Origin of the sequence: Anaeromyxobacter terrae, from assembly GCF_022690685.1 — a bacterium.
Lineage (GTDB): Bacteria > Myxococcota > Myxococcia > Myxococcales > Anaeromyxobacteraceae > Anaeromyxobacter > Anaeromyxobacter terrae.
Genome location: NZ_JALCYY010000100.1, coordinates 1 through 12,357 on the forward strand (window position 1 = coordinate 1; position 12,357 = coordinate 12,357).

13 protein-coding genes and 1 tRNA gene are annotated in these 12,357 nt (G+C 73.6%); 8 read left to right on the forward strand and 6 right to left on the reverse strand.

Annotated features, from left to right (window positions below; translation table 11 throughout):
* Positions 1 to 448: 448 nt before the first annotated feature.
* The gene (locus tag MNY62_RS24390) at positions 449 to 769 is read left to right on the forward strand and encodes an FmdB family zinc ribbon protein (protein ID WP_242346937.1); all 321 of its coding nucleotides are present in this window, start codon (positions 449 to 451) and stop codon (positions 767 to 769) included.
* A gap of 34 nt (positions 770 to 803) precedes the next feature.
* Here the strand turns inward: MNY62_RS24390 and MNY62_RS24395 are convergent, their stop codons facing one another.
* Positions 804 to 1,172 (reverse strand): hypothetical protein, encoded by a 369-nt coding sequence (locus MNY62_RS24395; protein ID WP_242346938.1) that lies wholly within the window; start codon positions 1,170 to 1,172, stop codon positions 804 to 806.
* A gap of 124 nt (positions 1,173 to 1,296) precedes the next feature.
* Between MNY62_RS24395 and MNY62_RS24400 the strand changes: the two genes are divergently transcribed.
* Together MNY62_RS24400 and MNY62_RS24405 are read left to right on the forward strand one after the other, a co-directional pair.
* Positions 1,297 to 1,380, forward strand: a tRNA-Leu gene (locus MNY62_RS24400).
* An 87-nt stretch (positions 1,381 to 1,467) separates the two neighbouring features.
* Positions 1,468 to 2,199: a tetratricopeptide repeat protein gene (locus MNY62_RS24405; protein WP_242346939.1), complete on the forward strand. Its 732-nt coding sequence runs from the start codon at positions 1,468 to 1,470 to the stop codon at positions 2,197 to 2,199.
* Positions 2,200 to 2,229: 30 nt separating this feature from the next.
* Here MNY62_RS24405 and uxx1 read toward each other — a convergent pair whose 3' ends face one another.
* Entirely contained in the window at positions 2,230 to 2,448 is a 219-nt protein-coding gene (uxx1, locus tag MNY62_RS24410) for a UXX-star selenoprotein family 1 (protein WP_242346940.1), read from the reverse strand.
* Positions 2,449 to 2,634: 186 nt separating this feature from the next.
* Between uxx1 and MNY62_RS24415 the strand changes: the two genes are divergently transcribed.
* Together MNY62_RS24415 and MNY62_RS24420 are read left to right on the forward strand one after the other, a co-directional pair.
* A complete protein-coding gene (locus MNY62_RS24415; RefSeq protein ID WP_242346941.1) occupies positions 2,635 to 2,778 on the forward strand; it encodes a hypothetical protein in 144 nt (47 codons plus the stop codon).
* A 137-nt stretch (positions 2,779 to 2,915) separates the two neighbouring features.
* A complete protein-coding gene (locus tag MNY62_RS24420) occupies positions 2,916 to 4,277 on the forward strand; it encodes a GGDEF domain-containing protein (protein WP_242346942.1) in 1,362 nt (453 codons plus the stop codon).
* Positions 4,278 to 4,450: 173 nt separating this feature from the next.
* Here MNY62_RS24420 and MNY62_RS24425 read toward each other — a convergent pair whose 3' ends face one another.
* Positions 4,451 to 5,857, reverse strand: coding sequence for a sigma-54-dependent transcriptional regulator (locus MNY62_RS24425; RefSeq protein ID WP_242346943.1), 1,407 nt, complete (start codon positions 5,855 to 5,857; stop codon positions 4,451 to 4,453).
* Positions 5,854 to 6,774 carry a histidine kinase dimerization/phospho-acceptor domain-containing protein gene (locus MNY62_RS24430; protein WP_242346944.1) on the reverse strand — a complete coding sequence of 307 codons (921 nt, stop codon included), beginning with the start codon at positions 6,772 to 6,774 and terminating at the stop codon, positions 5,854 to 5,856. Before MNY62_RS24430 ends, MNY62_RS24425 begins: the two co-directional genes overlap by 4 nt.
* Positions 6,775 to 7,087: 313 nt before the next feature.
* Between MNY62_RS24430 and MNY62_RS24435 the strand changes: the two genes are divergently transcribed.
* Positions 7,088 to 8,299: a CapA family protein gene (locus MNY62_RS24435; RefSeq protein ID WP_242346945.1), complete on the forward strand. Its 1,212-nt coding sequence runs from the start codon at positions 7,088 to 7,090 to the stop codon at positions 8,297 to 8,299.
* On the opposite strand, the gene MNY62_RS24440 is transcribed toward MNY62_RS24435, so the two are convergent.
* On the reverse strand, positions 8,289 to 8,783 hold the full coding sequence (locus tag MNY62_RS24440) for a deoxycytidylate deaminase (RefSeq protein WP_242346946.1): 495 nt from the start codon (positions 8,781 to 8,783) through the stop codon (positions 8,289 to 8,291). The genes MNY62_RS24435 and MNY62_RS24440 overlap by 11 nt on opposite strands.
* Positions 8,784 to 8,860: 77 nt before the next feature.
* Here MNY62_RS24440 and MNY62_RS24445 point away from each other — a divergent pair, with 77 nt between their 5' ends.
* Positions 8,861 to 9,466: a hypothetical protein gene (locus MNY62_RS24445; protein WP_242346947.1), complete on the forward strand. Its 606-nt coding sequence runs from the start codon at positions 8,861 to 8,863 to the stop codon at positions 9,464 to 9,466.
* Between the two features lie 13 nt (positions 9,467 to 9,479).
* On the opposite strand, the gene MNY62_RS24450 is transcribed toward MNY62_RS24445, so the two are convergent.
* On the reverse strand, positions 9,480 to 10,403 hold the full coding sequence (locus MNY62_RS24450) for a S1C family serine protease (protein WP_242346948.1): 924 nt from the start codon (positions 10,401 to 10,403) through the stop codon (positions 9,480 to 9,482).
* A 147-nt stretch (positions 10,404 to 10,550) separates the two neighbouring features.
* Here MNY62_RS24450 and MNY62_RS24455 point away from each other — a divergent pair, with 147 nt between their 5' ends.
* On the forward strand, positions 10,551 to 12,080 hold the full coding sequence (locus tag MNY62_RS24455) for an Hsp70 family protein (RefSeq protein ID WP_242346949.1): 1,530 nt from the start codon (positions 10,551 to 10,553) through the stop codon (positions 12,078 to 12,080).
* The last annotated feature ends 277 nt before the right edge of the window (positions 12,081 to 12,357 follow it).

The window sequence follows — 12,357 nt, forward strand, 5'->3', positions numbered from 1 at the left end:
CCTCGCTCCGGCCCCGGCCCTCGCTCCGGCCCCGGCCCTCGCTCCGGCCCCGGCCCTCGCTCCGGCCCCGGCCCCCGCTCCGGCTTCGGCCCTCGCTCCGGCCCCGGCCCTCGCTCCGGCCCCGGCCCTCGCTCCGGCTTCGGCCCTCGCTCCGGCCCCGGCCCTCGCTCCGGCTTCGGCCCTCGCTCCGGCCCCGGCCCTCGCTCCGGCTTCGGCCCTCGCTCCGGCTTCGGCCCTCGCTCCGGCCCCGGCCCCCGCTCCGGCCCAAGCCCTCGCTCCGGCCCCGGCCCCCGCTCCGGCCCAAGCCCTCGCTCCGGCCCCGGCCCTCGCTCCGGTCCAGGCCCGCGCACCCGCCCGGGCGGAAAGCCTCGCGGCGGCCCGGGCCCGCGCGGCGGCAGGCGGCCGCCGCGGCGCGGCTAGCTCGACGGCGCTGCGCTAGGATCCGGCCGTGCCGATCTACGAATACGTGTGCGAGGCGTGCGGACGGCTCACCGAGGTCATGCAGCGGATGACGGACCCCGCGCCGGCGTGCCCCGAGTGCGGGGCGCCCAAGCTCGCGCGGCTCATCTCGCGCACGAGCTTCCAGCTCAAGGGTGGGGGCTGGTACTCCGATCTCTACTCGTCGCCCAAGACGAAGCCGGGGGCGGAATCGACCGGACCCGCCTCGAAACCGGCCGGGGACACGACGCAGGCGCCCGCCGCGAAGGCCGACGTCGCCGGGAACGCTGCGGCGCCCGCAAAGCCCGCCGGGAAGAAGGACGACGCCTGACGGGACGGGCCGGCGCGCCGGCGCCCCGGGTCCGCTACGCCTTCGGCTTGGGCGCGGGCTTGCCCTTCTCGAAGACGACGCCGTCGCCGAACTTCGCGACGATCTGCTTCTTCGTCTTCAGGCCCGTCATGTCGATGACGAAGTTCGGGACGCGCCGCGCGCGCCGATCCGCGGCCCAGCGGGTGATCTCTCCGCGCGGGCGCGACGCCGCGCCGTTCACTGCGCGGCGACGCCGGCCCCGGCCGCCCTTGCGCGCGACCTCCGCCTCGAGCTCGACCTCGAGGCGGGCCGCGGCCATCTCGGCGACGGCGCGCGCGATCGCGGCGGAGGCGCGCTTCACGACGGGCTCCATGGCCGCGCGTACTGCGGCGTCGAGCGTGGTGTGGGCGGGCGGGCGGGCCATCGGGCGTCTCCTGTCGCGGTCGATTGCGCAGTTTGCTCACCGCGCAAAATCGAGCTTTGGTGGGCATTATAGACCCCCGGTCATGCGCCCAATCCATTTTTCTGCTAGGTTCCGCCGCGCCACCGGCCCTCTGGCGAAACGGTAGACGCGCTCGACTCAAAATCGAGTGGGGTGAACCCCCGTCCCGGTTCGAGTCCGGGGAGGGCCATTCGCGGGGCCCCGCGCGCCCGCGTTTTCCCTTGCCGCAGGGGCGCGGCCACGTGTATCGGTACCCCGCACCTCCACCAGGAACGACATGTACAACCTCCTCATCAGCCTGGGGATCGGGCTCGCCGTCGGGGCCGCGATCGCGATCGGCACCAGCTTCGGCTGGGCCGCCGCCGTGTTCCCCGCCCTGCTCGCCGCGACGATCGCCTACTTCGTCCTGGCGCGGCGGACGTGGAAGCAGCTCGAGTCCGTCTTCGAGGCGATGCAGGCGGACGTGCGCGCCCAGAAGCTCGACAAGGCGGTGCAGACGCTCCAGGGCGGCTTCCGGCTCGCGCCGTGGCAGTTCCTCGTCGCCTCGCAGCTCCACTCGAACATCGGGATCCTGCTGTTCATCCGGCAGGACCTCGACGCCGCCCTCCCTCACCTCGAGAAGAGCTTCTCGCGCAACTGGATCGCGCGCGGGATGCTCGGCGTGTCCCGCTACAAGCGGCGGGACCTCGACGGCATGAAGCGCGTCCTCGACGACGCGGTGAAGACGAACAAGAAGGAGGGCGTGCTCTGGTCGGCGTACGCCTGGATCCTCGAGGAGCTCGGCCGGCACGAGGACGCGATCGCGGTGCTCGGGCGCGCCGTGCAGGCGAACCCGTCGGACGAGAAGCTGAAGGGCTCGCTCCAGCTCCTCCAGAACGGGAAGAAGCTCAAGCTCGGGAAGGTGTACGGCGAGCAGTGGTTCCAGTTCATGCTGGAGCGCCCGCCCCCGCAGTTCGTGGGTGGCCCGGGCTTTCGCGGCGGCAAGCGCGCCATCTACGGTCGCGGCTAGTCGAGCTCCCGACCGGGAGCGTCACACGCCTCAGGTCCCGCCGAAGCCCACCGACACGCGCCCACTCGCGTCGACGATCAGCGGCACCCGCCGATCGCCGCCGGAGAGCTCGAGGAACCGCCTCATCGCGGCCGCGTCCTTCTTCACGTCGAAGTAGGTGAACTGCACACCCCGGGCGCCCAGATCCTCACGCGCGGCGCTGGTGTAGGGGCAAGCGTCCTTGCCGTAGATCTCGACGACGCCGGTCATCTCGCGGTCCTCCGCCGCACAAAATATTCCGGACCGCTCCCGCGCGTGGACGGAAATTCTTCCGGTCCGCGTGGCACGGGAGACGCGCGCTCGACGCGCGTGCGCACGAACGGCTCCGGATCGCGCGACCTTCCGCGCGCCGGGCGCTCGGGAGCGCGCGGCATCGCCCTTGCTCTCGTCCATCGCGTGACCTCTCGCGCCGCCTTCACGCTCCCCGGCACCGCTCACCTCTCCCCCCGCGGCCGCCGCGCGCTCAAGATCGCGCTGGCTGCCCTCCTGGGGATCCCGTGGATCCCCCTCGCGGCCGCGCTGTACGCTTGGATGCACTGATGGCGGAAGGCCCTCGCGCCCCCGCCGATCGGGCTGACGCTCGCCGGGGGGGCAGGCGTCGCCCGCCCGTCCGAGGCAGGGGTCAGGCCTGCCGTTCGGCATCGCCCCCACTACATTTGAACGACCCGAACGGACGCATGCCCGGCGTGACGCCACAGGACCCGAGACCCGCCGACGGTGCGGAGGCCGCGCGCGACCCGCTCGCGCCGCTGCTCGCGGCGATCGACGCGGCTTCCGGGCTGCCGGCGGACGAACGGGCGCGGCGCCTCCGCGAGGCGCTCCCGAGCGGCCTCGCGGACCTCGCGGAGGCCAACCGCCGCCTCCGCGAGACGACGCACCGGCGCGACGCCCTCCTCGCCTCCGCGGCGGCCGAGCTCCGCTCCGCGGCGGAGCTGCTCGCGGCGGACTCTGCTCGGGCCGACGCGCACCGCGGAGAGATCTCGCGCCTGCGCCGCGTCGCGGACGACCTCGATCGCACGGTGCGCGCGGCGCCCGACGCTCGCCCCGCGCGACGGGCCCGGCCGTCCGGCACGCGCCCGCGCCTGCTCGTGGTCGACGACGAGGCCGACGCGCGCGAGGTGCTGACCGAGGTGCTCGAGCCGGAGTACGAGGTCTTGCTGGCCGAGGACGGCGAGGTCGCGCTCGAGGTGGCGCGGGCGGAGCACCCGGACGTGGTGCTGATGGACCTGTTCATGCCGCGCCTCGACGGGCTCCAGGCGCTCGAGCGGCTGCGCGCGGACACGGCGACGCACGACATCCCCGTCATCTTCGTGTCGGGGCACGGCGACGACGCGGTGAAGGTGCGCAGCCTCGACCTGGGCGCGGTGGACTACCTCCAGAAGCCGTTCTCGGAGCGCGAGCTGCGCGCCCGCGTCGAGCGGACGCTCCGGCTCGTGCGCAGCCAGATCGCGCTGCGCGAGCTCGCCCAGACCGACGCGCTCACCGGCCTCGCCAACCTGCGCGCCTTCCGCGCACGCGTGGAGGAGGAGGTGAAGCGCGCGCTCCGCTATCACACGCCGCTCACCTGCGTGATGGCCGACATGGATCAGCTGAAGCCGATCAACGACGAGCTCGGCCACGCCGCCGGCGACCGCGCCATCGCCGCCGTCGCGGCGGTGATCCGCGAGGAGCTCCGCGAGACCGACTTCGGCGCGCGCTACGGCGGCGACGAGTTCGTCATCCTCCTGCCCCACACCTCCGCGGAGGAAGGGCGGGTGTTCGCCGAGCGCGCCTGCGCGCGCCTGCGCGAGACGGAGCTCGAGGTCGGCGGGAGGCGCATCCACGTGGGGGCGTCGTTCGGCGTCGCCTGTCTGTGCGACGACCTCCGCGAGGACGCGGCCGAGGCCCTCGTCGGCGCGGCCGACTCCGCGCTCTACTCCGCGAAGCGGGAGGGGCGCGGTCGCGTCGCAGTGGCGGAGCTGCCCGAGCTCCCCGCAGCGCGAACGGTCGCGAGCGCCGCCGCCTCCGCGGACGCGCCGCAGCAGGCTCCCGCGCACTAGACGACGGCTCGCGGCCGGGCGCCGGCGACCCGCGCTGCGGTGGCCGTGGCTGCTCGCGTTGACCTGCCGCCCGTGCTTCGACGAGCTCAGCCACGAGCGGATCGAGAACCGCTCGCCCCTGTGCCTGGCGAAGGACTAGCGGTGAGCGGGGTCGACTCGAGCGATCAGCGCCATCAGGCCTTCACGCCGCCCGCCGGGAGCTCGCCCTCCGCCTCGCTCGCGCGCGTGCGCGCCTCGGCGGCGTAGCGGTTCAGCTTGTTGTAGAGCGTCTTCTCGCTGATCCCGAGGATCTCTGCGGTGCGCGCCTTGTTCCCGCCGTTCTTCTGCAGCGACGCGAGGATGTACTCCTTCTCGACCTTGTCGAGCGGGATGCCGAGCGGCATCCGCAGCGTCGCCGCCTCCGGGCGGGAGGCCTGCATGTCGGGCGGGAGCTGCTCCTCGCCGATGACGTCGCCGTCCACGAGGATCATCGCGCGCTCGACGGTGTTGCGCAGCTCGCGGATGTTCCCGGGCCAGGCATAGCCCTGCAGGATCCCGAGCGCGGCCGGCGACACGCCCTGCACGTGCTTGCCGGTCTCGCCGTTGAACTTCTCGATGAAGTGATGGACGAGGAGCGGGACGTCCTCTCGCCGCTCCTTGAGCGCGGGGAGCTGGATCGTGAAGACGTGCAGGCGGAAGTAGAGGTCCTCGCGGAAGCGGCCCTTGCGGATCTCCTCCTTGAGATCCCGGTTCGTCGCGCAGATGACCCGCACGTCCACCTCGACCTCGGAGCGGCCGCCCAGCCGGCGGAACCGGCGCTCCTCGAGGACGCGGAGGAACTTCGCCTGGAGCTCGAGCGGCAGCTCCCCGATCTCGTCGAGGAAGAGTGTGCCGTTGTGCGCGAGCTCGAAGTTCCCGAGCCTGCGCTGATCCGCGCCCGTGAACGCCCCGCGCTCGTAGCCGAAGAGCTCCGACTCGATGAGGGTCGCCGGGATGGCGCCGCAGTTCAACGCGACGAACGGCTTCTCCTTGCGCGGGGACAGGTTGTGGATCGCGCGCGCCACGACCTCCTTGCCCGTCCCGCTCTCACCGTTGATGACCACGCTCGCCGTGGAGGGGGCGACCTTCTTCACGAGCTCGAACACCCGCTGCATCGAGGGGCCCGAGCCGATCATGTCGGTGCCGGGCGCGAGGGCGGCGATGCGGCGCCGGAGCAGCTGCACCTCCCGCATCGTCTCCTTCTTCTCGAGGGCGCGCTCGAGCACGAGCCGCAGGCGCGGCACCTCGAGCGGCTTCTCGATGAAGTCGTACGCGCCCTCCTTGATCGCCTGCACCGCGGTCTGGATCGTGCCGCGGCCGGTGAGGAGGACGACGGGGCAGTCCGGCAGCTCGGCGCGCAGCGCGCGGAGGAGCCAGAGCCCGTCCATGTTCGGCATCACGAGGTCGGTGAGGATGACGTCGGGGTGCCCCTCGATCGCCCGCCGGAGCGCCTCGGTGCCGTCGCTCGCGGTCTGGACGTCGTAGCCCCACCGCTGCGTCAGCTCCGCGAGCGCGTCGCGGCTGTCGGCCTCGTCGTCGACGATGAGGACCCGGTATTTCATTCGCGATCGTTCCTCGGGAGCCGCAGGGTGAGGCGCTCGAGCGCGCCCTCGCGCACGACCGCGAGCTCGCCGCCGAGCGCCCGTGCCGCGGCGGCCGCGACGTCCGTGTAATACCCGAGCTCGGGGTCAGGTTCACCGGCCGCGTGCTCGATGGTCACCCGCAGGCTCGCCGCCTCCGGCTCCACGCGGACGGACATCCGCCCGCCCTCCGGAGTCTCGACGAGCGCCCGCGACACCAGCCCGAGGACGAGCCGCGACACGCGCCCCGGATCGCAGCGCGTCCGGGCCGCGCCGGGCGCGGCGTCCGCGTGCAGCTCGATGCGGCGCCGCCGGGCGTCGTGACCGAACAGGCTCACGGTGTCCGCAAGGAGCGCGCCGACGTCGGTGTAGCCGAGCGGCGCGGAGGGATCCGTCACGTCGAGGAAGCGGCGCACCACCTCGTTGACCCGGCCGATCTGGTCGCGCAGCGCGCCGAGGTGCGACGCCGAGGCGACGCCCGCGTCGCCGGCGGAGGAGAGCTTGTCGGCGAGCAGCGCGAGCTGGAGCGCCATCGCGTTCAGCGGGTTCTTGATGTCGTGCGCGACGCCCGCGGCCAGCCGGGTGAGCCCCTGCGATCGCATGGCGTGCTCGAGGCACTCGGCGTCGTTCGACGTCCGGGCGAGGAGCAGCGTCCCCTCCCCGCTCGGGACGCGCTGGAGCTCGAGCACCTGGCCGTCCAGGCCGGCGACGTGCGCCACGGCGGGGCCGTCCCCGGCGAGGAGCGCGCGCAGCTCCGGCACCGTCTCGGCGCGCGCGCGCAACGCTCCGGTCAGGTCGCCGTCGGGCTCGAGGCCGAGCTGCGCCGCGAAGCCGGGGTCGGCGGCGACGACCGCTCCGGAACGGTCGACGAAAGCAGCGCCTCTCGCGAATGGGTGCATGATGAGAACCTGGAAGTCGCGCCCTGAGATGCGTCGCGACCGTCGTTTTTTCAAGCCCGCTCGGATGATACCGGTAAAGCTCGGAGCCCTCGTGCGCGCGTTCCCCTCCGCCCCATCCGTCACCCTGGTCCTCGCCCTTTCCCTCGCCGCCTGTGCGACCGGAGCGCGCGGACCGGCCGACCGCGCGCAGCCCGCCGCGGCCCCCGCGCCGTCGACCTCCCCCTCCCTGCCGCCTGGCGGTGGTGGCGCTCTCGCCCCGGTCGCCACCCCGGAGCCCCCGGTCCGGACGGTGGCGCAGGCGACGATCGGGGCGGTGGGCGACGTCCTCATGCACGACGCGGTGAAGCAGAGCGCCGCGACGTACGGGCGCGGCGCCCCGGACGCCGGCTTCTCGTGGCTCTATGCGTCCATCGCGGACCTCCTCGCCGCGCCCGACGTCACGTTCGCGAACCTCGAGACGCCGGTCGCTCCCGGAACGGCCCAGGGAACCCGCCCGTTCGTGTTCAACGCGCCGCCCGAGGCGGTGGCGGCCCTGCAGCGCGCGGGCGTGGACCTCGTCTCGTTCGCGAACAATCACGTGTTCGACCAGGGGCGTCCCGGCTTCGAGGAGACGCTCCAGCGGCTCGACGCGCTGCGCATGCGCTACGTGGGCGCGGGCCCGTCCGGGCGCGCGGCCGGCCCCGTCACCGTGGACGCCGGCGGGGTGCGAATCGCGTTCCTCGGGTACGCGCACTTCTTCAACCAGGACGGCAACGCCTGCCCCTCGGCGCGGCCGTGCCTCCAGGCGTCGCAGCTCGACCGCGAGGCGGCGCTGGAGACGGTTCGCCGGGCGGCCTCGGAGGCGGACGCCGTCGTGGTGTCGCTCCACTGGGGCGACGAGTACGCGACCCAGCCGCGAGCGGAGGACGTGGAGCTCGCCCACCGCCTCGCCGACGCGGGCGCGCTCGTGGTCCTCGGCCACCACCCCCACGTGCTGCAGCCCGTCGAGCTGTACCGCCGCGCCGACGGTCGGACCGCCGTCATCGCCTACTCGCTCGGGAACTTCGTCTCGAACCAGTCGCGCAACTACGTGCCGGGCGTGACCCCCGAGCCCGTCGCGGCGACCCGCGACGGCGCGCTGCTGCGCGTGCGGCTGGCGCGCCGCGACTACGGCCGCGGCGTCTCGCGCGTGGAGGTGGCAGGCGCGGACTTCCTGCCGCTCTGGACGGAGAACGACACGGTGGACATCGATCGGCGAAAGGAGCCCCGCCGGAAGCCCGCCATCCGCGTCGTCGCGGTCGATCGCGCGCTCGCGCAGGTGCGCGCGGAGCTCGCCGCCTTCCCGGATCCCGTCCCGGCCGGCCGCGCGGACGCGTGGGCGCGGCTGCGCGCGCGGGAGCAGCTCCTCGCCGGACGGCGCGCAGCGGTCGCGGCGGTCATGGGCGAGGACCTGCTCCGGACGCTCGGTCCGGGCGAGCTCGTGCCCGAGAACGTCGCGGCGCCGATCCCGGCGGCCACGACGCCCGCGAGCGCCGCTACTCCTTGAGGGCCGCGGTGACCGTCCTCGCGTGGCCGGTGTCGACCGGCTGCACGTCGGGTCGCGCGGGCACCTTCAGCTCGACGAGCTCGATCCCGAGCCGCTGCGCGTACTCGAAGATCCGCTCGTCCCGGTAGAACTCGCCGAACACGATCCGGCGGCAGCCGGCGTTCGCGATGAGCTTGAAGCACGGCCAGCACGGCGAGGCGGTCGTGTAGATGGTGGCGCCCTCGATCGCGACGCCGTTCTTCGCCGCCTGGATGATCGCGTTCGCCTCCGCGTGGACGGTCGCGACGCAGTGGCCGTCCTCCATCATGTGTCCCGCCTCGGTGCAGTGCGGGAGGCCGCGGATCGACCCGTTGTACCCGGTCGAGAGGATCGTCTTGTCGCGCACGAGCACCGCGCCGACGTGCTTGCGATCGCAGGTCGCGCGCGTCGCGACGACGCGCGCCACGTTCATGAAGTACTCGTCCCAGCTGACCCGATTGTCCATCCACCCTCCGGCTGTCCGGAGGCGGCATCCTACTCCAGGGGCCCGACTTCCGGCGGGGGGAGCGTTAACATGCCGTCATGCTCCGGACCGCCGCCGCCGCGCTAGCGCTCCTCTTCGCTGCCTCGTCCTCCGCCCAGCAGCCGCCCGCGCTGCCTCCCGTCGCCACGCCGATGGGCCCCGCGCGGCAGGAACCGGCGGCCGAGCAACCTGCGCCCGTTCCACCGGGAGCGGTGAAGCCCACACGCCCGCACCCGCCGGCGCAGCCGCTCCCGCGCGGCGCGGTGCTCGAGGAGATCTCCGGGGTGCTCGAGGGCGTCGACGGGCACGCGCACCGGATCACCGTCGGGACGGCGGGGGGCCCGATGACGCTCACGGTCGACCGGAACACCATGGTCTACACGTCGGCGGGCCTCGGGACGGTCGCGGACCTCGTCCCCGGGTCGCAGCTCCGCGCCGGGCGCAACGCCGACGCGCTCGCGTACTGGGTGCAGGTCCGGAGACCGGCCCGCGAGCCGGAACCGCAGTCCACGCCGGGCCAGGGCAGTGGCCCGGGGGGCGGCAGCGGGCCGCCGGCAGAGGGCGGTCACGGCGCCGGAGCGGGCACCGCCGCTCCGTCCGGCGTGGGCCCGGGCAGCGTCGCGCCGGGATCCACCCCGCCGGCGTCGGGCGCACCGGGGCGGTGAGCGGGAGCGCGCGCTACAGCGCGCCAGGCGTGGCCGGCAGCGCGACGGGCTGCGTGCGCGCCGCGACCTCGGGCTCCCCGGCCGCGACCTGCGGCTCGTCGCCCTTCGCGCCCCGCCGGCGCACCGCGACCCCGCGCGGACCGTCCTCCGAGAGACGCGCGAGCCCATGGTCCGCGAGGAACCGGCGGATCTTCGCCGCCGGCGCCACGAACGTCTCCCCGGGCATCGGCACGTCGAACGCGTACTGGTCCGCGTCCTTGCCGAACTCCACGCGCGCCGTGCGATAGCCCTCGACGAGCCCGATGAGGCGACCGCGCGGCACGTCGAACACGCCGCCTCCGGAGCTGCCGTAGCCGATGGCCGCGTCGGTCTTGAGCGACTTGGCGCGCCGGGGCGTGGCCGAGTTCTCGACGAACTCGTACTCGACCTGGGAGACGATCCCGGCGGCGACCGAGAGCCCCTTCCCGAACGGCGCCCCGATGACCACCAGGTCGTCGCCGAGCTCGAGGCTCTCGTCCGGCGCGAGGGGCGTGACGGGCAGCTCCGCGCCGACCTCGAGCACCGCGATGTCCGTGTCCGGCAGCTTGCCGGTGGCCACGACCTTGGCGCCCAGGTGCGCGTCGCGCCCGCTGGGCAGCACCTCGATCCGGACCGGATCCTGCCAGGCGCGGCCCGGCTCGACCACGTGCGCGTTCGTGAGGACGAAGCTCCGCTTTCCCTCCCGCGCGAACGCGATCCCCGAGGCGCTGCGGACGACCTCGCCGGCCGCGGTGATCCGGATGCGGACCGCGCTCGGGAACACCTTGTGGACGGTCTCCGCGCGCGGATTGCCGGCGCGGGCCGGGGACGAGAGCCCGAGGAGGGGCGAGGCGACGAAGAAGAGGCCGGCCACGAGAGCGGCCCCGCCGAGGCTCGACAGCAGGCGGGTCTTGAGCACGTTCGGTCCAACGGGGGGCGCTCCACCCGAATTCCCCGGGGTAGCGCGCTTGCGCCCTTCGACCGCTCGTGTGGGTGAGCGCCCGCTCGCAGGGAGGGAGGGCAGGGACTCCACCCTGCCCCACCTCCGTAGTACCCTCCCCGCGGCATGGAGCGGCTCTCCCCCGACACCATCATCGGGATCGATCTCGGCACGACGAACTCGTGCGGTGCGGTCGCCCACGGCGACGGCCAGGTGAAGCTCATCCCGTACAAGGGCGGCGAGTACACCATCCCGTCCATCTTCGCGATCGACGACAAGGGGAACGAGCTCATCGGCCACGAGGCCAAGCGCCAGTGGCAGCTCAATCCGCGGAACACCCTCTACGCGACGAAGCGGCTCATCGGCCGGGCCCCGCGGGACGAGGTCGTCGACACGATGCAGCAGTCGGTCCAGTACCGCCTGCACGCGGGAGACCGGAACGACGTCGAGGTGGACTGCCACGGGCGGAGCTTCTCGATCCAGGAGATCGCGTCGCGGATCCTCGCGAAGATCCGGGACGTCGCGTCGGACCACCTCGGCTTCAAGGTGCAGCGGGCCGTCGTGACGGTGCCCGCGTACTTCACCGACCGGCAGCGGCAGGCGGTGAAGGAGGCCGGCGCGCTCGTGGGTCTCGAGGTGGTCCGGATCATCAACGAGCCGACCGCGGCCGCCCTCGCGTACGGCATCGGCAAGCGCCTCGACGAGCGCGTCCTCGTGTACGACCTCGGCGGCGGCACGTTCGACGTGTCGATCATCGAGATCCGCGACCGCGTCTTCGAGGTGAAGGCCACCGGCGGCGACATCTTCCTCGGCGGGATCGACTTCGACGACGCGATGATCCGGTTCGTCCTCGACGACTTCCGCAACAAGCACGGGATCGACCTCTCGTCGGATCCGGTCGCGATGCAGCGGATCAAGGACCTCGCCGAGCGCACCAAGATCGACCTCTCGGCCCGGACCGAGGCGCCCTTCTCGATCCCGTTCATCACGATGACGCCGCAGGGCCAGCCGCTCAACATGGACGTGCGGTTCGATCGCAAGCTCCTCGAGGCGCTCACGCAGCACCTCGTGGACCGCTCGCTCAAGATCATGGGCGGCGTCATGGTGGACGCCGGGATCACCGCGAAGGACATCGACGAGGTCATGCTCGTCGGCGGCCAGACCCGGATGCCCATCATCCAGGAGCGGCTCACGCGGTTCTTCGGGAAGCCGCCGTCGAAGGGCGTCCACCCCGACGAGGCGGTGGGGATCGGGGCCGCGCTCTACGGCTGGTCGCTCCAGGAGAGCTCCGACCTGAAGCTGCAGCTCCTCGACGTGATCCCGATGTCCATCGGGATCGAGCAGGCCGGCGGGGCGATGCACGTGGTCTTCCCGCGCAACGCGGCCATCCCCAACGCGCGGACCATCGCGGCCACGAACGCCGTCGATCGCCAGAGCGAGCTCGCGATGCGCATCTACCAGGGCGACCAGCCCTGGTCGGCCGACAACGAGCTGCTCGGCGAGTTCACCTTCAGCGGCGTGAGGCCGGGCCGAGCCGGCGAGGTGCGGCTCGAGATCCTCTTCGAGGTGAACGTCGAGGGGATCCTCACGATGTCCGCGCGCGACCTGGACACCGGGCGCCAGATGAAGACCACGGTCCGGATCTCGACGCGCTGACCGCGGCGGACGTTCCCGTCCCGGCCGCGCGCCCGCACCCCATCCCGCGAAAGCGGACGCGGCCCCCGGCGATCCGATCGCCGGGAGCCGCGCTCACCGCGAAAGCCGGTCAGTCCCGGTGCGGAGCCGGGGCCGGGCGGCCCCCGCCGCCGTGCTCCTGCGACGGACGCGCGGGCGGCTGCGCCCCGCCTCCACGCTCGCCGCGCCAGCCGCCGCTCGGCCCACCGGCGGGCGCACGCGCCGGGCCGGAGCCGCCACCCCGCTGCTCGGGCGCGTA